Source organism: Flavobacterium sp. B167r, from assembly GCF_056824315.1.
This window is the reverse complement of sequence record NZ_CP124859.1, coordinates 2,686,233-2,711,423: the sequence shown is the minus strand read 5'-3', so window position 1 is coordinate 2,711,423 and position 25,191 is coordinate 2,686,233. Positions and strand designations below refer to the sequence as shown.

The window sequence follows — 25,191 nt, the reverse complement described above, 5'->3', positions numbered from 1 at the left end:
CTGAACTTTTTAAACTACTGTTTTTTTGTCGATCCTACTTTTTCAGATGCTTTATTTGTGTTTTTAGGATCACTCATATTTACTTCTTTTACCAGTTTTCCTTTTTGATAAAATTGCCAGATCCCTGCTTTTTTACCATTTACAAATTTCCCTTTAGAAGCAACCGATTTATCTGAATCATAAAAAACCGCATCTCCATTATATTCGTTATTTCTAAAGTTTGATTCCTCCAAAAGTGTTCCGTCAATGCCTATTTTTTTATATGGACCTTCTTGCAAACCATTTTTATAGGTCATCTCTTCAGCGATTTGAGCATTTGGATAATAAATAGTTTTTAAACCTTCTAATTTTCCTTTTTTGTAATTCTCAACCGTCATTACAACTTTAGAAGCTTTATGATAATATTTCCATTCTCCTTCACGTGATTTTCCAATCTCTTTTCCTTCACTTACCTTGTTTTTATTCTGGTCGAAAAATATGGTATATGAACTTCCATCATTTGCGCTAAAATCTCTTGTAGCGATAACATCTCCTTTCTTTGTATCATCAAAAAATTTAAAAACACCCGTTTCTTTTCCGTGATCAAAAGTTCCTTCGTAACGAGGACGTTTAGATTCGGCATAAGTTCCTTTCCAAACTCCGTCTTTTTTCCCTGCTGCGTCAACTTTGTTTATATCTGTTTGTGCATTCGAAACTAATGTTGTTAGGAATAATAATCCAAATATGATTTTTTTTGAGATCATAGTAAATTCTATTTTTAAGCTTAACGAAAATCTTAATTATAAAGTATAATGGTATAAAAAAATCCCGATTAAATCGAGATTTTTTTATTGAAAATTATTTTTTCTTATTCTGAGCTTTTGCCGCTTCTTGTTGTTCCATCACATCCTGAAGACGCTGCTGAAACTTGCTTGGCTTTTTAGGCTCTTTTAATTTATTTTCTTGAATCTGAGCGTGAATTTTCTCGCTATCAACAATATAATTTTTGATTACAAACATAATTCCGATTGTAATTAAGTTTGAAATAAAGTTATACAAACTCAATCCTGCTCCGTAACTGTTGAAGAAAATTAACATCATCAATGGCGAAACATAAATCATGATTTTCATCATTTTTGCCATATCTGGCATACCTTCTTGCTGAGGCGCTGCCATTTGCTGATCTCCAGAAGTCATTTTCATATAGAAGAAAATCGCAATTGCTGCCAAAATTGGAAACAAACTGATATGATCTCCGTACATTGGAATAGTAAATGGTAGTTTTATAACTGAGTCAAAAGAAGATAAATCATCTGCCCAAAGGAAGCTTTTTTGTCTTAATTCAAATGCTGCAGGGAAAAACTGGAACGATGCATACATAAAAGGCAACTGAATCAATGCCGGAATACATCCCGCCATTGGATTTACACCTGCTTTGTTGTACAGTTTCATTGTTTCCTGTTGTTTCTTCATTGGGTCTTTTTTGAATTTCTCTCCCAATTCTGCAATATCAGGTCGTAAAACTTTCATTTTTGCCTGAGACAAGAATGACTTATACGTAATTGGCGACATAGCCAATTTGATAATAATCGTAAAAATGATAATCGCTATTCCTAAAGATAATCCAATTGTTGAACTCAAGAATCCGAATAATGGAATGAAGATTAATTTGTTAATCCATCCAAAGATTCCCCATCCTAACGGAATAATTTTTTCGAAGTTTTTATCATAAGCTTTTAATGTTTTGTAATCTGCAGGACCCATATACAAATTCATTTTGTAATCGATCTCTCCATTTGAAAACGCTAAAGGCAAATTAGCTTTAAATTGTTTTGTAAAAACAGTATCTATTTTTTCATCTTTAACTAAATCATCAGATTGCAGTTTTGAAGTTTCAAAAGGTTTTTCTGTAGATAAAATAGTTGTAAAGAAATGCTGTTTAAATGCAACATAACTAACTTTTGCAGGAGTTTCTTCTTTTCCTTGTCCGTGCGAGCTAACGTTATTGTATTTTGATTCTTCGTATTTGTAATCAATTTGTGCATAACGATTTTCATAAGAAACACTTTTTTCGTTTCTATAAGTTTTCAAATCCCATTGCAAATCAACAGGTTTCGCAGAATTTAAAACTCTGTTCAAACCTTGAGAACGAATATCAAAACCAACTAAATAATCGTTTGGTTTAAGTATATATTTGTATTCTAAAAATTCATTAGCCCCAGCCTTCAAACGCATAGATAAAACTTGGTCTGCACCAATTTTTTCCAATGTTGGTTCGAAATACAAATCTTTAGAATTTAATGCTCTATTATCTGTAGTAAGAAGCTGTAAATTTAAGTTTGAGTTGTTATTTTTGATCAACTCAACCAATTGCCCAGAACCTTTTTTTAATCTTTCGAATTCTTTTAAAGTAGCTTCAACAATATAACCTCCTTTATTAGCAATCTTTAGTCTTAACTTTTCGTTTTCGATTGTAGTAAAAGCTTCTTTTGCAGAAGGAAGTGTTGCAGAATAAGCAAATCCTCCTAAAGTTTTTTGCAATTGAGCCAATTGAACTGTATCTCCAGGAGTTACAGCCGCAGCTGGTAATGACGCAGTTTTAGTTTTATCTGCTTTTGCTTGTGCTTCTTGTTTAGCAACTAATTCTTTCTTGGCTTTTTCAGCAGCAATTTCTTTATCAGAAGGCTGATTTTGGTACATAATCCAAATCAAAATTCCGAATATCAATACAAAACCAATGATCGAATTGAGGTCTAATTTTTTTTCTTCCATTATTATTAAAAAAAGTTATTCGTTTGAGGCTATTAGTTGTTAGTTTTATTTAAAAGTTACAACCTCTTAGAATATAATTATTATTTTTTATGCGCATTTACAGCAGCTGCCACAAAGTTAACAAAGATAGGGTGCGGATTTGCAACTGTACTTTTGTATTCTGGATGGTATTGTACACCAATGAAAAATGGGTGATTTTCTAGCTCTACTATTTCTACTAAACCTGTATCAGGGTTAACACCAGAAGCTTTTAAACCAGCTTTTTGCAATTCATCAGCATATTTGTTGTTGTACTCATAACGGTGACGGTGACGCTCCGAAATAGTTTTTTCTCCGTAAATTTTATACGCTAAAGTATCTGGTTTAATATCACATTTCCAAGCACCTAAACGCATTGTTCCTCCTTTGTCAGTTATTGTTTTTTGCTCTTCCATTAAACTCACCACCGGATGAGACGTTTTATCGTTCATCTCTGTTGAATTTGCTTCAGCATAACCTAAAATATTTCTAGAATATTCGATAACAGACATCTGCATTCCTAAACAAATTCCGAAGAAAGGAATATTGTTTTCACGAACGTAACGAACAGCCTCAATTTTTCCTTCAATACCTCTTTCTCCAAAACCTGGAGCAACTAAAACTCCATCTAGAGAACCTAATTTCTCTTCGACGTTTTCGGCATTAATATGCTCTGAGTGAATAGAAATTACATTTACTTTAGTCTCATTTGCAGCACCTGCATGAATGAACGCCTCTAAAATAGATTTGTAACAATCTTGCATTTCTACATATTTTCCAACTAAACCAATGTTTACAGTTTGTTTCGGATTTTTTAATCTTTTTAAGAAAGTATTCCAGTTTTTAAGATCCGGAGATGCTTTTTTAGGAAGATCTAATTTCTTTAAAGCCACAACATCTAATCCTTCTTCAAGCATTAAATTTGGAACTTCATATATCGTAGAAGCATCAATAGATTGAATAACCGCTTCTTTCTTCACATTACAGAATAAAGCTAATTTTTGGCGCAATTCCTGAGACAATTCGTGCTCAGTTCTACAAACCAAAATATCTGCTTTGATACCGCTTTCCATTAAAGTTTTAACAGAGTGTTGTGTCGGTTTTGTTTTTAATTCTCCGGCTGCAGCCAAAAATGGAACCAAGGTCAAGTGAATAACAATTCCGTTATTTTCACCTAATTCCCAAACCAATTGACGAACAGATTCTATATAAGGTAGAGATTCAATATCACCAACTGTTCCACCAATTTCAGTAATTACAATATCATAATCGCCAGATTTACCTAGCAATTGCATTCTGTCTTTGATTTCGTTTGTGATATGAGGAACAACTTGAACTGTTTTTCCTAAAAATTCTCCTCTTCTTTCCTTTTCAATAACAGAAAGATAAACCCTTCCTGTGGTAACATTATTAGCCTGAGAAGTAGGAACGTTTAAGAAACGCTCGTAATGCCCTAAGTCTAAGTCAGTTTCAGCTCCATCATCTGTCACGTAACATTCTCCGTGCTCATACGGGTTTAGTGTCCCCGGATCAACGTTAATATACGGATCAAATTTCTGAATAGTCGTGCGGTATCCTCTTCCTTGTAACAATTTTGCCAAAGATGCCGCGATAATTCCTTTTCCTAATGAAGAGGTCACTCCTCCTGTAACAAAAATATATTTTGTTTGATTCATTCTGTTGTTGTTTGTAAGTAGTTGTGTAAAAAACTTGGCAAAAGTACAAATTTAATTAGACAATTTATCAATTCGAGAATGAGATAATTTTTCAAACTTAAAGACTTATTTGAATTTAAATAGAGGTTTTAAATTCTATCCCTATAAAATGAAAGTTTTTTAGATTTTATATTAAAAATCCGCAGCTAATAAATCACAAACCTAATAATTTAAAAATCTGTTTTTAAAGAGTAAATATTATTTTTTTGAGTGCATTTAGATTTTTAATTCTCAAACATCAAAAACTATAAATCAAATTATAAAACGAAAAGAGAAAGAAAACGGAACTCAATGCAACATCCAGATTTACTACTTTCCTAAAATTAGAAACTAGAATAAACTTATTGATTATCAGACGCGCGAACAGTTGTAGAAAAAAGAATAAAAAAATCTTTATACTGTATGGATTTAATACCAAGGCTTCTTTAAAATTAAACCGAAGAATCTGCGAAAAAGCACGCGTTAATCCACGGCTTTTACAGTATTGTAAAGGCATCCCCTCGCAAGCAGAAGGAAATCCGAAATTCAAGTAAACAGAAAAATAGCAATAAACAAAAATGCTACTGATTAGAATCGCAAATACAAAATTGATTGTTTTGTATGAACTTAAATCATATGACTCTTTTAATCCCAAAATACTAAAAGTCCATAAATGCCAAACACTAATAGTATATTAATCATAATTATCACTGCCGCAGCTATAGCAACTACTAAAGCTGTTTTAACCACACCGGTTGGTGCATTTTCTGCTTTCGCCTTTGAAAGACCAATTATGGCAAAAATGATTGCAGGCGCATCTAAAATTATTGCTAAAAAACCAACACAGGGAATAAATGAAAGAATTAAAGCTGTAATTCCGAATATCAAAGAAGCTGTTCCCCAGCCTATTCCTACGTTTGAAGAATCTGTTTTATCACTCATTTAGATTTGGAAGTTATTCAAAGCATTTGTTGTGCTTAATTCGTCTGCTAAACTAATATTTTATTTTAAGGTTTCGGATATTGCTTTTTAATATTCCGAATCAGTTCTTCCAAACCGTTTAGTTTAAGTTCGTAAATAAGCTGAAGCTGTTGCCCAAGTTCTCCTTTTGGAAAACCTTTATTATGATACCAAACGACATAGTATTCTGGAAGATCAATTAAATATTTACCTTCATATTTCCCGAAAGGCATTTTGGTGTGAGCTAGCTTTATGAGTTGTTTTTTGTCTTGTTCCATTTTTTTAAGAAGAAAGAAGCAGGATGAAAGACTTAGCCTTTCTTCTCTCCTTTTTATGCAAAACTACTGTTTATTTTTTCTTTTGCCAGAGATTAAAAAATAGTTTTCAGTCTCAGTCACAGTTTACAGTTTCCGAGAATAAACAAGAAAATTCAGCAACTCAGTATCTCAGCAACTTAGAACCAAAACAAAAAAAGAAGCAAGAAAAAAGAACCGATTTTCGTCCCCTCTTCCTGCTTCAAAAATATATTTTAAGATTATAACTCACCAAAAAGCTAAAGATATACACAAAGATTAGAAACCTTTGCACCTTTGTTCCTCAGCGCCTTAGAACCTTTTTAGTAATGCCATCTCACAAATGCCTCCATTGCCGCATAAGTCGCTAAACCTAATTGGTGGTATAATGCAGCTGTTTCACGGTTTCTGTCTTCTGCTCTTTGCCAGAACTCTCTTGCGTCTGTTCCTTGGAAAACAACACCATCTTTCTGAGATTGGTGTTTGAAGATTCCGTGACGTTTTTCTAAAACCTGATCTGGACTCATTGGAACTGCCATTTCAACTTCATCAATTCCCCATTCTTGCCAAGCACCACGGTACAACCATAACCAACAATCGTTCATGAATTCTTTTGGTTTTAAAATTCTAACTGCTTCAAAAATAGCATCCAAACACACTTTGTGCGTACCGTGCGGATCTGCTAAATCTCCAGCAGCATAAATCTGGTGCGGTTTAATTTTCTCAATTAAATCAACTGTCAACTGAACATCTTCTGGTCCGATTGGTTTTTTCTCAATTGTTCCTGTTTCGTAGAAAGGCAATTCCATAAAGTGAATTTGCTCATCAGGAAGACCAACAAAATGACTTGTCGCTCTCGCCTCTCCTTTTCTAATCAAACCTTTGATGTAACGCACCTCGGGAATATCAATTTCGCTATTCTTTTTATTCTCTAAGAAAGCTTCAGCTTTTTTGTAAATATTATCTGCCTCAGGGCTTTTGATTCCGAATTTCTCGTTGTAATCAATTACGAATCTTGCAAAACGCAACGCTTCATCATCTGCAACTGCAATGTTTCCAGAAGTTTGGTAAGCAACGTGCACCTCATGTCCTTGCTCTTGCAAACGCATGAAAGTTCCTCCCATACTGATAATATCGTCATCTGGGTGCGGAGAGAAAATCAATACACGCTTTTTAGCTGGCTCTGCTCTTTCTGGACGGTTTGAATCGTCTGAATTTGGTTTTCCACCTGGCCAACCTGTAATTGTATTTTGTAATTTATTGAAAATTTTAATGTTGATATCGTAAGCTGGACCTGAATCAGCCAACAAATCGCTCATACCGTTTTCGATATAATCTGCATCTGTAAGCATTAAAATTGGTTTTTTAAGATCTAATGCCAATCCTAAAACCGCTTTACGAGTTAATTTATCTGTCCAAACAATTTTCTCAACCAACCAAGGCTTATTGATTCTTGTCAATTTTGAAGAGGCTTCTTTATCTAAAATAAAAACTGCATTGTTGTGCTCTTGCAAAAATGAAGCTGGAACTCTGTTTGTAACTTCATCCTCAACAGATCTTTTCACAACATTTGCTTTTCCTTCTCCCCAAGCTAACAAAATAACCCTTTTTGCTTCCATGATTTTTTTAACTCCAAGTGTAATTGCTGTTCTTGGCGTATTATTTAAACCATAAAAATCTTTACTTGCAGCAACTCTTGTAATGTGATCTAAAGCCACCAAACGTGTTTTAGAGTTTTGAAGCGAACCAGATTCGTTAAAACCAATGTGACCATTACCTCCAATTCCAAGAATCTGAAGATCGATTCCGCCTAAAGCTTCGATTTTAGCTTCATATTCGTGGCAATAATCTGCAATTTGCTCTTTTGTCAAAAGTCCGTCTGGAACGTGAGCGTTTTCAGGTAAAATATCGACATGATCAAACAAAAGTTCTTTCATGAAACGAACATAACTGTTGATTGAATTTGGTTCCATTGGATAGTATTCATCCAAGTTAAAACTGATTACATTTTTAAAACTCAAACCGTCTTCTTTATGCAAACGCACTAATTCAGCATACAATCCTTTTGGAGAAGAACCAGTTGCCAAACCAAGAATACATGGTTTTCCTTCCTTTTGTTTTTCTCTGATTAAAGCTGCAATTTCCTGCGCCACTTCTTTTGAAGCATCAGTAGAGTTTTCAAAAACAACTGTATTAATGTTTTCGAATCGTTTTTCGAAACCTGTTGCTTTGTCGATTTTACTTTTTAACATGATATATTATTTTTTTATTTTTGTTCAATTAATTCCATTTTCTGTATTTATGCCCTTTTACAGCATAAAACAAAATCATTATGTAAGACGGCAACAACATTAAATATGCCAGTTGATTTCCGCTTTTAGAAACGTCTTGCAGATTTTTTGCAATATTTGCAGAATTGATACTTTCTGTAATCATTCCGTAAAAAAGTGGAAAAACGGCACCACCAATAATTCCCATAATCAAAATAGCGCTTCCAATCTTTGTGTAACCTCCCAAATCTTGTAAAGCCATTGGCCAGATCGCTGGCCAGCATAATGCATTTGCCAATCCTAAAAGTGCTACCAACAAAATCACTAATGGTATATTTGGAGTTCCAGGCAATGCGATCGTTATTTTTGGCGAAATCAAAACAATTGACAAAACCAATATCAAACCTAACATTCCAGACACTTTTAAAGCTGTCACTTGCGAAACATATTTAGGAATCAGCACTATTCCAAGAACGTATCCGATAACCATTGCTGACATGGTAAATGAGGTTAATTTTAAGTAGAAATTTCCATCTTCACCGTAAACTCCAAGTTGTTTTCCAAAAGCTCCGATAGAATCGCCTGCCAAAACTTCAGCAGATAAATACAGCATTAATGTAATTACTCCTAAAACCAACTGCGGATATTTAAAAGCATTTTTAATCTGTTGAAAAACATTTAAATTCGATACATTTCCTTCTTCATCCAGATCAATTTCTGGCAGAGGAGAAAACTTAACCAACAAAGCTAAAACCATAATAATCAACCCCATATAAAGATACGGTGTTTGCAATTGCAAAGCAAGAGAATTTAATGCGCTATTTTTTGCAGCTTCATCCATCAGGGCAATTTTGTCTGATGTAAAGTCCTGCATGTTAGACAAAACCAAAACCGTAAGCACAATTGGGGCTACAAATCCAGCTAATTTATTGGCAATTCCTAAAACACTTATTCTTGCAGCAGCACTTTCTCTTGGACCAATTACCACAACATACGGATTTGATGCTGTTTGCAAAACTGCCAAACCGGTACCCATCATAAATAATGCTAATAAAAACAATAGAAATGTACGGCTTGATGCCGCTGGATAAAACATAAAAGCTCCAGCAGCAATAATCAATAATCCTAGAGAAATTCCGTTTTTATATCCTACTTTTTCAATGATATACGAAGAAGGAATTGCCATTACGAAATAGGCAATATAAAAGGCGAAAGTCACAAAATAAGCCTGTGAAGAAGTCAATTCGCAAGCTAATTCAAAAAACGGAATTAGTGGTCCGTTAAGCCAGGTTACGAATCCTAGAATAAAAAACAATAAGGTTAAAATTACCATCGGAACAATGGCACTTTTTTTCTCTGCCTGTAATGTACTTTGAATGTTTGTCATAATTTTTGGTTGATTAGTTTATAGATTTATTTAATTCAAAATCTAAATTAGAACCAACTCTCACATTATTGATTGCGTAATTTATGCAAATATCTGCATTTTTTTTGCAAAACAAAAGTACTACATTAAATTTCCTTATTTTATAATTTAGCTATCAAAGTTTTGTTAATTTTTGCTATTCCAGTTTAAATCAGCGTAATATTTTACCAAATGTGTTTTTACATCAGCAACATCTTCTTTTGATGTTAGACCTGGAATGTGCTCAAAAAGCGAAATTCCGACAGTCGTATGCGGATTTTCTTTTATAGAGCTTAAACTGTTGGAAGTTCCTTTTCACACCGCTCTGAACACTTTATTATAATCTTTCCATCAACACCTTATAAACAAAAAAGCCATCTGATTTCTCAGATGGCTTAATTATTTTGATGAAAAAATTACTTCCAGTTGAAAGTGATTTTCTTTTCAATTTCACTGCTTAAACTTAAGAATACCGGACAAGTCATTGCGGCGCGTTCTAAGATAGTTCTGCTTTTTTCGTCAGCTACACCTTGCATTTCAAACACGATTTCGATTGCACCAATTCTTCTTGGCTCAGCGTTCATGATTTTTGTTACTTCTGCAGTAGATCCAACAAAATCTACTTCCATATCGCGAGCTTTAATTCCCATAATCGTCATCATGCAGCTTGCTAATGCGTTTGCTACAGTATCTGTTGGAGAAAATGCCTCGCCTTTTCCGTTATTATCTAATGGTGCGTCAGAAATGATTTCGCTTCCAGATTGCACATGAATTGAACTTGTTCTTAAATCTCCTAAATAGGTTACTTTTGATGTCATTAATTTGCTACTTTTAAAGTTAAGTCACTATCATAATACAAGATATAAACACCTTTATTTGCGTGTCCTCCATCTTCTTTTCTATAATACTGAAATTTATTATCTACTTGCTGAGTGGTAATCATATCAGCAGTTTCTTGAAATGTTTTCCCTTGCGATAAGCGCATCATTGTGTCAAAAGTCACGTCAAATCCCCTAGTTGCATAAGTTGTCGGATTTGCTTTATTTTTCAAACGGTATTGTTTTTCATAAATTAAAACAGGCTGTTCGTCACTTTCACGTATTACAGAAGGATACATTAATTTCAATTTCACTAAATTCTCAAAACTGATTTCGTCTGTATCTAATGTGCTGTTTGGCTCTAGGATCACTAATTGAACCTGACATGTTTTCTGAGAATCCAATAAAGCTTTAATTGTAGCTTTAACCATCGCCGTATTACCAGTTTCCATCACCACATAATTCAAACGATTTGGAATCAATAAGCTTTTTAAATTAGCCACATCCAAACCTCCTGTTTCTGTTAAAGTAGCAAATGCAACACCTTTTTGGTTTTGCTTGATATAATTAATAACCGATTCTTTTTTCTTATCAACAACTGCTACAATATTTCCGTTTTTAGAACGCATATAATCAAAAACCGAATTTCTGATTACGTCATTTGAAGGTATCGTTTGATATAAATTGTCAATCGGATTGGCGCTATCTTTTGATAAAGGCGAAATTACAGGAACATTATACGAACGTAGCATGTTTGCTGTCGTTTCAGCATTTGTTTGGTAAAATGGCCCAATTACAGCATCTGCATCTTGAAGTTTTGGAGTTAAACCTACAATATTAGAAGTTGTTTTAGTTTCTTGAGAATCATAAATAACTACATCAATTGGCAGTTTTAAAACTTTTGCAGAATCAATTGCCATCATAGCTCCAGCATAAAAATCTAAAGTCATATTTAAAAACTTATCGTTTTTGATTCTGTTAGCCGTTCCAGTAGTATCGCTCTGCACTTTTGCCATATTAAAAGGAAGCAATAAAACTACTTTTTTGCGCTCATTGACGCCTTTCTTTTTGGTTAATTCTACAATTTCTGCGTCTTCGTTTTCAGTCGATTTTACTTTATCAACAATCTTAATACCTCCACCAGTATTTTCAACAGTTTTGCTTACTGAAGAGTCTGCTGGTTTGTCTGGTACCTGCGCTGCAACAATTGGAGCCGGAGCCACATATCCAGCAGGAACTTTCAAAACCATTCCTTCTTTTACACCTTCAGAAAGTGACGGATTTAAAGCCACCAATTCGTCTTGCGTTAAATGAAAAACTCTTCCTAAGCTATAAAAAGTTTCTTTTGGTTTCACCTGATACTCCATATAAGTAACTGCTTTTTTAGAAGTTTCAGCAGGTTTTTTACTTTCTACAGTTTTTGCAGTTTCTACAGGAGCAGATTCTACTTTTGGAGCCGTTCCTTTAATAGTCAATCTATGACCAACTGGCAAACTGTTAACGATATCTGGATTTCTTTTTTCCAATTCATCAACAGTCATATTATACTGTTTTGCAATACCAAATTTTGTTTCTTTTGGCTGAACATCATGATACACATATTTTTCAGCACCTTTTTCTTTTGCAGGTTTTGCTGCTTTAGGAGTAGAACCTTTTGCAGGAATGACCAATTTTTGTCCAATTTGAACACCAGTTTTTTCTAATGTCGGATTGGCAGCTTTCAAAGCTTCATCTGAAATTCCGTATTTCTTTTCGATGCTATAAAAAGTTTCTTTTGGCTGTACTTCATGAATAATCTCTTTTCCTGAAGCTGAAGCGGTTTTAGTTTCAGAAACTTCTTTTTTTGCTTCTCCCGTTTTTGTCGGAATTAAAAGCACAGAGTTTGGCACCAATCCTGCTCTTGCATCTGGATTAAGCTGGTAAATATCATAAGGAGTTACCTTAAATTTTTGTGCAATCTGATTAATCGTCTCACCGCTCGTTACTTTATACTTCACTACTTTTTCTTGCGAAAATGCGCTTGAAGTTATAAAAAATACGAAGGACAATACTGTTAAATAATATTTCATAATAAGGCTTAAAACAATTTAATTTCTAATTCTAAAATAAGTTACAATTTTACTAAAAGCAAAATTCGCGCCGTTTGTTTTATCGCTGTAAAAATCACCTCAAATCGATTTCTACTTTAGCAATAATAATTTCTTTATATAACTCAACTTCTTCTTTTTTCTTGCATTTGTAAAGCACTTCTTCCATATTTTTGAACTTATCGGCATAAACATAGTACGAAAGGCTATTGATGTTGAAAAAGAAGCTAGCGTTAAATTCGCCAGAATCAATGAGTTTCATAATGAGCTTATCTCGGTCAACCGCGTCCGTAAATATACCTAAAACTAAGTAATACCCGTTTGAAACTTCTCTAAGATTATCATAAACTTCTACTTTTACTGTTTTATCACGTCTCAACGGATTGTCTTTCAATTCTTGTTTCATTTCTTCCAGCGAAATTGTTTTTGAATTTTCTGCTGTATCAATCTTTTTCTGCTTTTTTAAGGCTTCATCCTGATATTTCTTCAATTTAACCAAAGCCAGTTTGTCGTCAAATTTTCTAGCTTCCATACTATAATAAGAAGCTTTGCTGATGTGTCTTTTTACTTCAATTTTTTTCTGAGTATCTAGCGAATCAATTTTTGCAATCAAAAGCTGATTTTGTTTATCTCCTTGCTCCTGCTCGATTTTATATTTTTTAATTTCTTCTAAAGACAAACGCTGCTGCAAAGACGCTGTATTCTTATTTTTTTCGCTTTCGCGGATTTTCTTCTTGTATTCCTGATTTTCTTCAACAGCAATTTTTTCGACTTTATTCATTAAACCAGCGTAAACTTTTCTGTTTTCTGCCAATTCTTTTTTCAATTGAGACGATAATTCATTTGTTTTATTGATTCCTTCAGAAGATTGTTTTTCAAGTCTTTTCGATTCTTCAACATTCAAAATATCCATTCGCTTTAATTCTTTCAAATCATTGTTCATGGCAACGACAAGCGAATCTAATTTTGCCATTAAAATATCCTGAACATTTTTATTGGCTTCTAAAACCAAACGAAGTTTTTCTACCGAGTTTTCTTTAGAACCATTCATATCATTCAGATTCACTTTCAAATCATTAATCTTTATAATTTTCTGATTCATTTCTTTCTGAACAACCAAACGATCTTTCAAATCTTCAATCTCAACCGTTTTGGCTTTTGTTTTTTCAACTACAACTTGTTTTTCGGCCAAAGCCAACATCAATTCTTCGCTTTCGTTTGATGGTTTTATTTCTTTTGTATTGATAGCTAATTTGTTCCCAACAATTAATCCGTTTACGATTTCAGGGTTTTGAGATTCTAATTGATCAATTGAAATTCTGTATTTCTTTGCAATCGAAAACTTAGTTTCTTTTGGTTCTACAACATGAAAAACGGTTTCCTGATTAATTACACGAACTCTTCCGTCTAAAGTTTTTCTTTTGTTGGGAATTGAAATCGTCTGACCAATCTGTAATCCATTAATTAGAATATCTTTATTCAAATTTTCTAAGTCCTGAACCGAAACATTGTACTGTCTGGCAATGCTGAATAACGATTCTTTGACAACAACTTGATGCGTAGTTTTTAAAGAAACAGCAACTTCTGATTTAGAAATATCTGAATTTTGAGGAATTACTAATTCTTGACCGATTTGAAGTCCGCCAGCAAGAATTTCGTGATTGGCATTCTGAATAGCTTCTACTGAAACATGATATTGTTTAGACAAACCAAACAACGTTTCTTTAGGAGCAACAATATGAGTTTGTTGCTTTGAATTTTTATTTTCTGTGGGGTGTACTGGAATCTTTATAATTTGATTATCCTTGATTCCGTTTTGCGATTCTGGGTTGAGTTTGTAAATCTCGTCTACAGAAACTTTGTATTTTTGGGCAATGAAATAAGCGGTTTCTCCTTTTTGAATTTTGTGTTCAATTATTGCATCTTGCGCAGTTATTCTGTTAAAAGACAAAATAAACACAAGAGAAATCGTTAAAAGTTCTCTCATAAATAGTAGGTTATAAAAAATTAAGGCCTTACAAATGTAAGACCTTAATTTTAAATTATGCTACTATTCCCACTCAATTGTTGCTGGTGGTTTTGAACTAATATCGTAAACTACACGGTTCACGCCTTTTACTTTATTAATAATGTCGTTTGACACTTTCATCAAGAAATCGTACGGTAAATGAACCCAGTCAGCAGTCATACCATCTGTTGATTCTACAGCTCTAAGCGCTACTACTTTTTCGTAAGTACGCTCATCGCCCATAACGCCAACACTGTTTACAGGAAGCAGAATTGCTCCAGCCTGCCAAACTTTATCGTATAATCCCCAAGATTTTAATCCTTCAATGAAAACAGAATCTACATCTTGTAAAATCTGAACTTTCTCTGGAGTAATATCTCCTAAAATTCTAATTGATAATCCAGGTCCTGGAAAAGGATGTCTTCCTAATAATTCTGGATCTATTCCTAATGAAGCTCCAACTCGTCTTACTTCATCTTTAAAAAGCATTCTAAGTGGTTCTACAATTTTCAATTTCATATAATCTGGCAATCCACCAACGTTGTGGTGTGATTTAATTGTAGCAGATGGTCCTTTTACAGAAACAGATTCGATAACGTCTGGGTAAATTGTTCCTTGCGCTAACCATTTTACATTTTCTAATAAGTGTGATTCATCATCAAAAACTTCGATAAATACACGACCAATTGTTTTACGTTTTGTTTCAGGATCACTAATTCCAGCCAATTCGCCAAGAAAACGATCTCCAGCATCAACACCTTTTACATTCAATCCCATTCCTTTGTATTGATCTAATACATTTTGGAATTCGTTTTTACGTAAAAGTCCGTTATTTACGAAGATGCAATATAAATTATCTCCGATTGCTTTGTTTAATAAAACTGCCGCTACAGTAGAATCTACTCCTCCAGATAAACCAAGAACAACTTTGTCGTTTCCTAATTTTTCTTTCAATTCTGCTACCATTTCTTCTACGAAAGCATTTGGCGTAAAGTTTTGAGGAACTTCAGCAATTTTCACTAAGAAATTCTCCAGCATTTTTGCTCCGTCTGTTGAATGATAAACTTCTGGATGGTATTGAATTGCATAAGTAGTTTCGCCTTCAATTTTATAAGCTGCGTATTCTACATCATGTGTACTTGCCAATTTTACAGCATTTGTTGGAAGCGCTTTGATACTATCGCTATGGCTCATCCAAACTTGGCTGTTTTCTGAAACTCCTTCAAAGAAAGTTTCACCTTCTTTAATATAAGATAAGTTTGCTCTTCCGTATTCTCTTGTGTTTGAAGCTGCTACTTCGCCACCACTGAAATGAGCTAAATATTGAGCTCCGTAACAAACGGCAAGCAAAGGCATTTTACCTCTAATTTGTGATAAATCAGGATGCGGCGCATCTTCTCCTCTAACAGAGAAAGGGCTTCCTCCTAAAATTACGGCTTTATAACTTGATAAATCACTTGGAATGTGATTGTAAGGAAAAATTTCGCAGAATATATTTAATTCGCGAACTCTACGCGCAATAAGCTGAGTATATTGCGATCCGAAATCTAAAATAAGTACGTTGTGTTGCATGCGCAAAAGTACTTTTTATATTTGAAATTGAAAAATTGATTTTTGATTTTTTTTTATTCAAAAGGTTCTAAGATACTAAGACGCTAAGATTCTGAGTTTTTTCAACATCATAAAGAAAAAACTTAGCGACTTAGCAACTTAGTATCTCCACGAAAAATCCAAACCATCCAAAAACTCGTATCTACAGAAAAACCCATTTAAATTAACTATGAAATCAAAACTTATTGCCTTGACCGCTTTTCTGTCGATCTTTTTTTCTTCTTGTAATGCTGTAGATGATTTATTGACTTTTACTATTTCGAATAATGCTTCGATTAAAATTCAAAGCACTTCGCCAATTAATCTGCCTTCTGAGATTATTACACCAGAAGTAACAACCAATTCTTCATCTGAATTTGAAAACAATAAAACAAAGGCTAGTTTAGTAAAAGATATTAAAATCAGATCATTGAAATTATCGATTACAGATCCGTCTGATAAGACTTTTACGTTTCTAAAATCGGTTCATTTGTATATTTCTACAGCCAATTCAGAAGAAATCGAATTAGCTTACGCAGATAATATAAACGTGTCAAGCAACACAATCGATTTGATTTGTACGGATAAAAAACTAGATGAATATATAAAAGCAGATAGTTATAAAATTAGAACTAAAGTAACTCTGAAAGAGACTTTAACGAAAGATGTAACGGTTAAGGCAGACATGAAATTTAAAGTTACTGCAGATCCATTTTAATCTAAGGTTCTAATAAACTAAGCTTTTAATTAGATCTAAAAGAGAGGTTCTACTATTTTTAGAATCTCTCTTTTTTATTTTCACAGAATGAACAACTTAGCCTCTTAGTAGCTTAGTTTCTCAGTACCTTTTAAAGAAAACCAAATCTTTTCCTTAATTTTATACCCCCTCATTTAGACCCAAAATAAGGTTTATAAAATTAGTTGCAAATTAAAAACAGAGTAATCCTATGGACATAAACAGTACTAAATCGTATACCAAATATTACGTCATTGCTTGGGTATTTGGACTTTTATTTTATTTTTTAGATTATGTTATTCGCTCTGCTCCTGCGGTAATGCTTCCTGAACTTTCTCAAACTTTTTCGGTAAACGAAATTAGATTAGTTACTATTATCGGTACCTATTATTATACGTATTCGACTTGCAGTTTAATTGCCGGAATCGCACTCGATCGATTTGGAGCCAAATATTCGCTCTTTGCAGGCGCATTTATTTTGGGAATTGGCTGTTTATTATTTATGATTTCGAGTCAGTTTAGCGGCGTAACAGGTCGATTATTTCAAGGTGCTGGATGCGCTTTTGCTTTTCCAGGCTGTGTATATCTTGCCAGTAAAGGATTCTCAGCAAAATCATTGGCAACAGCAATTGGATTTACACAATGTCTCGGAATGCTTGGCGGTTCTGCAGGACAATTTGTGGTTGGGCCTTGGATCGAAGAAGGAATGCATATCGATACTTTTTGGCTTTCAATCGGAATTTTCACCATAATCGTTGCTTTTGGCCTTTGGTTTATAACTCCAGCTGATTTAGCCGAAAAAAAAGAAGAAAGTATAGTCAAAAAGCAAGGTATTCTAGAACCTTACAAAATCGTTTTTAGTAATCCTCAATCTTGGTTTTGCGGTATAATATCTGGATTGTTATTTGCTCCAACCACTATATTTGCAATGACTTGGGCTGTTGATTTTTTTCAAAAAGATCGTGCTTTAGATTTTCATACCGCAACTATATCAAGCGCAATGGTCGCTTTTGGTTGGGTATTCGGATGTCCGCTTTTAGGATATATTACAGATAAGCTAAAAAAGCGAAAACCAGTTTTAGTAACTGGCGCTTTATTAATGATCATAACCTTAATTCAATTATTATACTTTCCCGATATCCTTACTACAAAATATAGTATGTTTTTATTGGGTGTTGCTTCTGGAGCGGCAATGATTCCTTACTCCATAATTAAAGAAGCGAATCCTGATAAAGTAAAAGGAAGTGCCACAGGAGCAATTAATTTTATAACTTTTGGAGTAACAACGCTTTTAAGTCCGTTATTCAGTCGTTTATTTGGCCAGACTTTAAATGATTCTCTTGATAAAACAGTTCATTTTCAGCAAGCTGGCTTATTTTGGATTGTTGGTATTACGATAGCAGTTTTAATTAGTTTTCTGCTGAAAGAAACAGGCGAAGGAAAACCAGCAAATTCAGGTAAAGTCATTATATAAAAAAAGAGAAGACCGAAAAACGGTCTTCTCTTTTTTTATTCCTCTTTCGTAACAACAATCGAAGCTTTAAAACCTGCTGCAAGATTATCCCAGTAATCATTGGTAACTAGATTGCCCTTATCGTCGTAGACTTGTATTTCTGCAGTGTTACCTCCTAGAGTTCCTATATTTAGAGCTTCAAAATCTAATTTATTAAAACCTTGTCCAAGATTGATTTTAACTTGTTGGAAACTAGCATCTAGTAAAATTCGGTCTCTTATTACTGTTTCATTGCAGGATACTTTTACTAAATCGCCATCAATTGCTCCGAAATCTCGAAACTTTACGATAAAATATTCTGATTTCGTTTTAAAATCACCCAACGAAATATTTTTCTTTACCAATACACCGCGTCCTTCTCGTAAACCAGCATCTTTTAAACTTTTATCCAAGTCTTTTTCCATTTTTGCTACATATCGATCGCCAGGATTGGCAAAATCAGTTTCTGTAGACATGGTAAATTTGCTTTTTTCTTCTCCAATCTGAAATTTTGATTTTGGAGTTATAGTCGTATTTTCAAAAACATTTGGCGTTTTAATACTTGGAACATCAAGCGTATTTGCCTGCGGATCTTTTACGTCAGGAATCGGAGTTTTTTTAGGCTTTGCCGTAAACTTTCCCCCAGGAATAGCTTTGAATTTAGAATTAAATTCGACTTGGGCAGATACTGACATTGCAGTAAAAAATAATATGAAAAATAAAATGTGCTTCATTGAAAAAGTATTATCGAATCGGCTTTTATAATTAATATAAACCAAAAGTCTAGCATCACAAAAATAGTATAATTTAGTTAGCCTCTACAACTTTAGGAGTTTTATAACATTAAATTAAGCTATTTTTTGGAATCAAAAAACCTGCCAAACTGCTTTTTTGCTTTACAAAAAATAAATTTCAATTTTCGATCCCGAAGTGTCGGGATCAAATTTCAAAAACTATCACAAAAAATATTCTTTTTACTTCAAAAAACAAACTACCGTTTTGATTATTAACAACTTATTCTTAACTTCAAGACTTTATTTAACCATTTATAAAACTCAAAAGAAATGGATTATATAGATTACTACAAAGTTTTAGACGTTACAAAATCTGCTACTGAGGCGGACATCAAAAAGGCATATCGAAAACTGGCGAGAAAATATCATCCTGATTTAAATCCGAATGACAAGGAAGCCGAAAAAAAGTTCAAAGAAATAAATGAAGCCAATGAAGTTTTAAGCAATCCAGAAAATCGAAAAAAATACGACAAGTACGGAAAAGACTGGCAACATGCCGACGAATTTGAAAAAGCAGGATATAATCCGAATCAGCAACAAAGCAGACAACAAAGCGGTTCTCAATATTCTGAAGGTGATTTTTCTGGTTTTGGCGGAGACTTTTCTGGAAGTGATTTCTCTGAATTTTTCAATTCGATGTATGGCGGTGGCGGAAGAAGCAGATCGCAATCTAAATACAGAGGTCAGGATTTTAATGCCGAACTAGAATTAGATTTAGCAGAAGCTTACACAACGCATAAACGAAACTTGTCTGTAAACGGAAAAAATATCCGAATTACGATTCCTGCTGGTGTAGAAAACGGACAAATTATCAAAATTCCAAATCATGGCGGAGCTGGTGTAAATGGCGGCCCAAATGGTGATTTGTTCATCACTTTTATAATTTCTAATAATTCAGATTTTAAACGCGAAGGAAATAATCTTTATGCAGAAGCACCGATTGATTTGTACACTGCAGTTTTAGGCGGAGAAACGTACATCAATACTTTTGATGGAAAAGTAAAAATTAAAGTTCCCGCAGAAACACAGCCGGGAACAAAAGTAAAATTAAAAGGAAAAGGTTTTCCAGTTTACAAAAAAGAGAATCAATTTGGCGATTTATACATCACGTACACGATAAAAATTCCAACAAAACTGTCGGACAAAGAAAAAGAGTTATTTGAAGAATTAGCAAAACTAAGAAAGTCATGAAAAATAAAAACTTAATCCAGATCAAACAGTTTTGTATTTATCACGAAATTGAAAACACGTTTATAACCGAACTTCATAATTACGGTCTCATTCATATTATAACAGAAGAAAATGATGAATTTCTAGAACCAGAACAGCTTCCAACGGTAGAAAAAATGATTCGAATGCATTATGACCTCAAAATTAATTTAGAAGGAATTGATGCAATCTCAAATCTTCTAAATAAAATTGAAGCCTTACAGCAAAATTTAAATATAGTCCAAAATAAGCTTCGCCTTTACGAAGAAAGAGAAACCGAATGACAATTAAATATCACAAAAAAGCTTGATTTCTGAATTGATTTCAAGCTTTTTTTAATACACGCAAAAAGCATTATCCTTAAATTGCAGCATCTTTAATTAACCTGAATTTGCTTTTAAAACCATACAGACAAATTCGCAAAAATTATAAAAAATGAAAAGAGAAAACATCTTAACTGGATCTCCGTGGGAAGACAAAATGGGATATTGCCGAGCTGTAAGAATTGGCAACATCGTTGAAGTTTCTGGAACTGTAGCCATTGTTGACGGCGAAAAAGTAAAAGCTGATGACGCTTATGCTCAAACGTATAATATTTTGGAACGAGTTGAAAAGGTTTTAGAAGATTTAAATGTGGGAATGAAAGATGTTATTAGAACTAGAATTTTCACTACAAATGTTTCTACTTTCGAAGAAGTGGCGAGAGCGCATTCTGCTTTCTTTAAAGATATAAAACCAACAACAGGATTTTATGAAATCAGTAAACTGGTTGCTCCAGAATATTTGGTTGAAATAGAATTTACTGCTGTGGTTCAGTAGTTTTTATAGCCACGAATTCACGAATTATTATATTCTATAGTAATTTTTTAAATTTGTGAATTCGTGGCAAAAAAGTCACGCAGATTTTAATGAATACTCCAAATCCAAAACAATTACTTCTTGATCTTCCAAAATGGATTGTTATTTGTGCCTTAATCGGCATTTTATCAGGATCAGCTTCTGCATTTTTCTTAGTTTCTTTAGAATGGGTTACGCAGTTTAGAATTCAGCATGATTGGATTATTTGGCTTTTGCCTTTCGGCGGATTTCTGGTTGGTTTGAGTTATTATTATTATTGGGGAGAATCTGTTGTAAAAGGAAACAATCTTTTATTGGAAGAATACGAAAATCCTAAAAAAGTGATTCCGTTTAAAATGGCGCCTTTGGTTCTTTTAGGAACTTTATTAACTCATTTATTTGGAGGATCTGCAGGACGAGAAGGAACTGCAGTACAAATGGGAGGCGCAATTGCCGATCAGTTTACAAAACTCTTTAAACTAGATAATTCAGAACGCAAAATTTTAATCATTCTCGGAATCAGCGCGGGTTTTGCTTCTGTTTTCGGAACTCCTATGGCTGGTGCAATCTTCGCTTTGGAGGTTTTATATTTCAGTAAAATTAATTTTAAAAGCACTTTACTTTCTTTCTTGGTTGCTTATGCTGCCTATTTCACAGTTGAGTTTTGGGAAATAAAACATACGCATTACAGTATTCCAACAATTCCAGAACTTAGTTTAAACAACATTTTATATACTATAATTGTTGGAGTTTTATCAGGTTTTGCTGCTTTATTATTTTCTAGAAGCACTCATTTTTGGGGTTCTCTTTTTTCAAAAAACATAAAATATCCGCCGCTTCGCCCTGTAATTGGTGGAATTGTTTTAGCTATTGCAATTGCAGGTTTAGGATTTACTAAATTCTCTGGTTTGGGCGTTCCTGTTATTGTCGAATCCTTTTCAAATCCGAATCAATGGTATGATTTTCTGCTTAAAATTTTGTTTACCGGATTTACTTTAGGAGCTGGTTTCAAAGGTGGCGAAGTGACGCCATTGTTCTTTATCGGAGCAACTTTGGGAAGTGCTCTTTCGACTGTTATTCCGATGCCAATCGCTCTTTTAGCAGGAATCGGATTTGTTGCCGTTTTCTCAGGCGCAACCCACACTCCTATCGCCTGTACGATTATGGGAATGGAATTATTCGGAATTGCTCCAGGAATTTTCATCGCAATTGCCTGTACAATTGCATATTTTTCTTCTGGTTCTGTCGGAATTTACAAATCTCAGATTGTAAAAGGTGCGAAATACAAATTGTATCAAAAGTTTCAAAAGAAAGAACTACAGAATTTATAAAGTAAAATTCCAAACTGGTTTGAGAACTGAGACTGCGACTGCGACTGAAAACTAAAATTATTTTCAGCATTACATGAAAAAAATGTAAATTCGCACACTATGAAAATACAAGATATTCAAGCGATTCAATTGTTACTCGCTAGCCCAAAGAAAATCGTTATTATTCCGCACAGAGGACCAGATGGCGATGCGATGGGATCTACGTTGGGTTTATACCATTTTTTAATTAAAAACAATCATCAGGCAACAGTAATTGCTCCGAATGATTTCCCTAACTTTTTAGCTTGGCTTCCAGGATCTGAAACGGTAAAAATATTCGAAAAAGAAACCGAAATCTGTACACAGATTTTAGAAGAAGCTGAAATCATTTTCACACTTGATTTCAATGCTTTTCACCGCACAGGCGAAATGATGGAGAAAGCTTTACAAAAATTGAAAGCGACTTTCATTATGATCGATCATCATCAAAAACCTGATGATTATGCTGCATTTACTTATTCAGACACTTCATACGGGTCAACTTGTGAAATGGTTTACAACTTCATTAGCTTCTTAAATAAAAAAGAAGATATTGACAAAGATATTGCAACTTGCATTTACACAGGAATTTTAACTGATTCTGGTTCTTTCCGCTTTCCTGGAACAACCGGAAACACACATAGAATCATAGCTGAATTAATTGATTTAGGAGTTGAAAACACTCAGATTCCGGTATTGCTTTTCGACAATAGTTCTTTCAGCAGATTACAATTATTAGGGCGTGCTTTGCAAAATATGAAGATTCTTGAAGATCATAAAACTTCATATATGACGTTAACACAAGAAGAGCTAGATTCTTTTAATTATGTTAAAGGTGATACTGAAGGAATTGTTAATTATGGCTTAAGTATAAAAGATATTCTTTTTACTGCTATTTTTATCGAAAATAAAGACGAAGGCATTATCAAGATTTCATTCCGTTCGCAAGGAGGTTTTGATGTAAATCAGTTTGCACGAGATCATTTCAACGGTGGTGGGCATAGCAATGCAGCAGGCGGAAGATCTGAAGTTTCGATGGAAGAAACGGTTAATAAATTTGAAGATTTAGTAAAAAAACTAAAATTATAGTCCAAATCATGAACTACCTAAAACTTAGCATTTACACTTTGCTTTTTACAGTTTTATTAAGCAGCTGTAAGCATCATGAAGAAGCCAGAAGACCTATTTCTAGAACTTCGGGAACATTCATGAAAAAATCAGCCGACCGAAACAAAAAATTAGTGGCAAATGAAGAAGATGTCATTAAAAAAATAATCAAAAACAATCCGAAAGTAAAGTATTATGCCACTCCAAAAGGCTATTGGTTTTGTTACGATGAAAAAAACGTAAATGAAACTGCAGCTCCAAGAAAAGGCGATATCGCTTACTTTAATATGGAAGTAAAAGATATTAAAGGCGCTACAATCTATTCAGATTCAGATCTTGGTCCGCAAACTTATTATGTAGACAAACAAGATATTATGATGGGTTTACGTGACGGAATTAAAAGAATGCACAAAAATGAAACGGTTACGTTTTTATTTCCATCACACATGGCATACGGATATCACGGAGATAACAAAAAAATTGGTCCAAACGAATCTTTAATGGTTACGGTAACGCTTAGAAATTTTGTTCCAGATCCTGCTGCACCAATAGCAAAACCTGCTGCTGCTCAACCATCAGCCGTAACGCCAAAACCTGCAGTGGCAAAACCTGCTGCGCCAGCCAAAAAAGACACATTACATTAACTCAATAAAACAATATCTTAAAATGAAAAAGAGTATTTTATTATTACTAATAGCCGTAAGCTCATTTTATTCTTGTAAAGACGACCACAGTAATCTACCTGATGGTTTATATGCCGATATCGAGACAAACAAAGGTCACATCATTGTAGAGCTTGATTACAAAAAAGCGCCTATAACAGTGGCTAATTTCGTTACTCTAGCTGAAGGTAAAAATGAGTTTGTAACACACGAAAACCTTAAAAACAAACCATTTTTTGACGGTTTGAAATTTCATAGAGTGATAGAAAGTTTCATGATTCAGACTGGTGATCCATTAGGAACTGGTTCTGGAGATACTGGATATAAATTTAAAGACGAATTCTCAGATTTAAAATTTGATAAAGCTGGAGTTTTAGCAATGGCAAACAATGGCCCAGGAACAAACAGCAGCCAGTTTTTTATCACTCACGTAGAAACTCCTTGGTTGGATAATTTACATACTATTTTTGGTCATGTTGTAGATGCAAAAGATCAAGAGGTTGTAAATAAAGTAGTTCAAGGAGATAATATTGTTGCTGTAACGATTATCAGAAATGGTGAAGCAGCGAAAAAATTTGATGCTGTAAAAGTATTCCACGATTATTTTGCTGATATCGCAAAAGAACAACAAAAATCTGCTGGAATTCAAAAAGAAAAAGTAGATTCTTATGTCGCTTTAAAAGCAAAAGCTACTAAAACTGCTAGCGGTTTAGAGTACGTAATTACTGAAAAAGGAAGCGGTAAAAAACCTGTTGCTGGAAATCAAATTTACATTCACTATGCTGGTTTCCTTGAAAACGGAACTTTATTTGATACTAGCATTGAAGAAGTTGCACAACAATTCGGAAAATTTGATCCTGCAAGAGCACAACAGCACGGATATCAGCCAATTCAATTTCAAGCTGGTAAAAAAGACGGTTTAATCCCTGGTTTTATTGAAGGAGTTGAGCAATTGTCTTACGGAGATAAAGCAGTTCTTTTTATTCCATCGCACTTAGCTTATGGAGCAACTGGCGCTGGAGGTGTGATTCCGCCAAACGCAAACATTATTTTCGAAATCCAGATTTCAGATAAACAATAATCGAATTACAGACCTAAAATTTAAAAAGCA

At 33.8% G+C, this 25,191-nt stretch carries 21 protein-coding genes; 9 read left to right on the top strand and 12 right to left on the bottom strand.

From position 1 onward, the window contains the following. Nucleotides 1-14: 14 nt before the first annotated feature. The 11 genes from QLQ96_RS11995 to guaA form a co-directional block, all read right to left on the bottom strand. On the bottom strand, nucleotides 15-743 hold the full coding sequence (locus tag QLQ96_RS11995) for a toxin-antitoxin system YwqK family antitoxin (protein ID WP_482490755.1): 729 nt from the start codon (nucleotides 741-743) through the stop codon (nucleotides 15-17). A 94-nt stretch (nucleotides 744-837) separates the two neighbouring features. Next, entirely contained in the window at nucleotides 838-2,751 is a 1,914-nt protein-coding gene (gene yidC, locus QLQ96_RS11990; protein ID WP_482490753.1) for a membrane protein insertase YidC, read from the bottom strand. Nucleotides 2,752-2,831: 80 nt separating this feature from the next. Then, a complete protein-coding gene (locus QLQ96_RS11985; protein WP_482490752.1) occupies nucleotides 2,832-4,445 on the bottom strand; it encodes a CTP synthase in 1,614 nt (537 codons plus the stop codon). Between the two features lie 663 nt (nucleotides 4,446-5,108). Continuing rightward, nucleotides 5,109-5,405 carry a hypothetical protein gene (locus QLQ96_RS11980; protein ID WP_482490750.1) on the bottom strand — a complete coding sequence of 99 codons (297 nt, stop codon included), beginning with the start codon at nucleotides 5,403-5,405 and terminating at the stop codon, nucleotides 5,109-5,111. Nucleotides 5,406-5,470: 65 nt separating this feature from the next. Further along, entirely contained in the window at nucleotides 5,471-5,701 is a 231-nt protein-coding gene (locus QLQ96_RS11975; RefSeq protein WP_135220046.1) for a DUF3820 family protein, read from the bottom strand. A gap of 338 nt (nucleotides 5,702-6,039) precedes the next feature. Then, nucleotides 6,040-7,968 (bottom strand): glucosamine-6-phosphate deaminase, encoded by a 1,929-nt coding sequence (gene nagB / locus QLQ96_RS11970; RefSeq protein WP_482490748.1) that lies wholly within the window; start codon nucleotides 7,966-7,968, stop codon nucleotides 6,040-6,042. A 28-nt stretch (nucleotides 7,969-7,996) separates the two neighbouring features. Continuing rightward, entirely contained in the window at nucleotides 7,997-9,373 is a 1,377-nt protein-coding gene (locus QLQ96_RS11965; protein WP_482496895.1) for a sugar MFS transporter, read from the bottom strand. A gap of 434 nt (nucleotides 9,374-9,807) precedes the next feature. Next, entirely contained in the window at nucleotides 9,808-10,209 is a 402-nt protein-coding gene (locus QLQ96_RS11960) for an OsmC family protein (protein ID WP_482496893.1), read from the bottom strand. Continuing rightward, the gene (locus QLQ96_RS11955; RefSeq protein WP_482496891.1) at nucleotides 10,209-12,278 is read right to left on the bottom strand and encodes a PBP1 and LysM peptidoglycan-binding domain-containing protein; all 2,070 of its coding nucleotides are present in this window, start codon (nucleotides 12,276-12,278) and stop codon (nucleotides 10,209-10,211) included. Before QLQ96_RS11955 ends, QLQ96_RS11960 begins: the two co-directional genes overlap by 1 nt. 94 nt (nucleotides 12,279-12,372) lie before the next feature. Further along, on the bottom strand, nucleotides 12,373-14,283 hold the full coding sequence (locus tag QLQ96_RS11950; RefSeq protein ID WP_482496889.1) for a LysM peptidoglycan-binding domain-containing protein: 1,911 nt from the start codon (nucleotides 14,281-14,283) through the stop codon (nucleotides 12,373-12,375). Nucleotides 14,284-14,346: 63 nt separating this feature from the next. Continuing rightward, nucleotides 14,347-15,876: a glutamine-hydrolyzing GMP synthase gene (guaA, locus tag QLQ96_RS11945; RefSeq protein WP_482496887.1), complete on the bottom strand. Its 1,530-nt coding sequence runs from the start codon at nucleotides 15,874-15,876 to the stop codon at nucleotides 14,347-14,349. A gap of 208 nt (nucleotides 15,877-16,084) precedes the next feature. Between guaA and QLQ96_RS11940 the strand changes: the two genes are divergently transcribed. Both QLQ96_RS11940 and QLQ96_RS11935 read left to right on the top strand, forming a co-directional pair. Continuing rightward, complete coding sequence (locus QLQ96_RS11940) at nucleotides 16,085-16,612, top strand: hypothetical protein (protein WP_482496885.1); 528 nt, start codon at nucleotides 16,085-16,087, stop codon at nucleotides 16,610-16,612. A 229-nt stretch (nucleotides 16,613-16,841) separates the two neighbouring features. After that, entirely contained in the window at nucleotides 16,842-18,104 is a 1,263-nt protein-coding gene (locus QLQ96_RS11935; RefSeq protein WP_482496883.1) for an MFS transporter, read from the top strand. A gap of 35 nt (nucleotides 18,105-18,139) precedes the next feature. Here the strand turns inward: QLQ96_RS11935 and QLQ96_RS11930 are convergent, their stop codons facing one another. Further along, complete coding sequence (locus QLQ96_RS11930; protein ID WP_482496881.1) at nucleotides 18,140-18,856, bottom strand: hypothetical protein; 717 nt, start codon at nucleotides 18,854-18,856, stop codon at nucleotides 18,140-18,142. Between the two features lie 330 nt (nucleotides 18,857-19,186). On the opposite strand from QLQ96_RS11930, the gene QLQ96_RS11925 reads away from it, so the two are divergent. From QLQ96_RS11925 to QLQ96_RS11895, 7 genes are all read left to right on the top strand, one after another. Beyond that, nucleotides 19,187-20,107: a DnaJ C-terminal domain-containing protein gene (locus tag QLQ96_RS11925; RefSeq protein WP_482496879.1), complete on the top strand. Its 921-nt coding sequence runs from the start codon at nucleotides 19,187-19,189 to the stop codon at nucleotides 20,105-20,107. Then, on the top strand, nucleotides 20,104-20,409 hold the full coding sequence (locus tag QLQ96_RS11920) for a chaperone modulator CbpM (protein WP_482496878.1): 306 nt from the start codon (nucleotides 20,104-20,106) through the stop codon (nucleotides 20,407-20,409). The genes QLQ96_RS11925 and QLQ96_RS11920 overlap by 4 nt, the downstream gene beginning before the upstream one ends. Before the next feature lie 151 nt (nucleotides 20,410-20,560). Beyond that, a complete protein-coding gene (locus tag QLQ96_RS11915) occupies nucleotides 20,561-20,944 on the top strand; it encodes a RidA family protein (protein WP_095929905.1) in 384 nt (127 codons plus the stop codon). An 89-nt stretch (nucleotides 20,945-21,033) separates the two neighbouring features. Then, the gene (locus QLQ96_RS11910; RefSeq protein ID WP_482496877.1) at nucleotides 21,034-22,293 is read left to right on the top strand and encodes a voltage-gated chloride channel family protein; all 1,260 of its coding nucleotides are present in this window, start codon (nucleotides 21,034-21,036) and stop codon (nucleotides 22,291-22,293) included. A 99-nt stretch (nucleotides 22,294-22,392) separates the two neighbouring features. Further along, complete coding sequence (locus QLQ96_RS11905; protein ID WP_482496875.1) at nucleotides 22,393-23,400, top strand: DHH family phosphoesterase; 1,008 nt, start codon at nucleotides 22,393-22,395, stop codon at nucleotides 23,398-23,400. 8 nt (nucleotides 23,401-23,408) lie between these two features. After that, nucleotides 23,409-24,062, top strand: coding sequence for a gliding motility-associated peptidyl-prolyl isomerase GldI (gene gldI, locus QLQ96_RS11900; protein ID WP_482496874.1), 654 nt, complete (start codon nucleotides 23,409-23,411; stop codon nucleotides 24,060-24,062). Nucleotides 24,063-24,084: 22 nt separating this feature from the next. Next, nucleotides 24,085-25,161 (top strand): peptidylprolyl isomerase, encoded by a 1,077-nt coding sequence (locus QLQ96_RS11895; RefSeq protein WP_482496872.1) that lies wholly within the window; start codon nucleotides 24,085-24,087, stop codon nucleotides 25,159-25,161. Nucleotides 25,162-25,191: the final 30 nt, after the last annotated feature.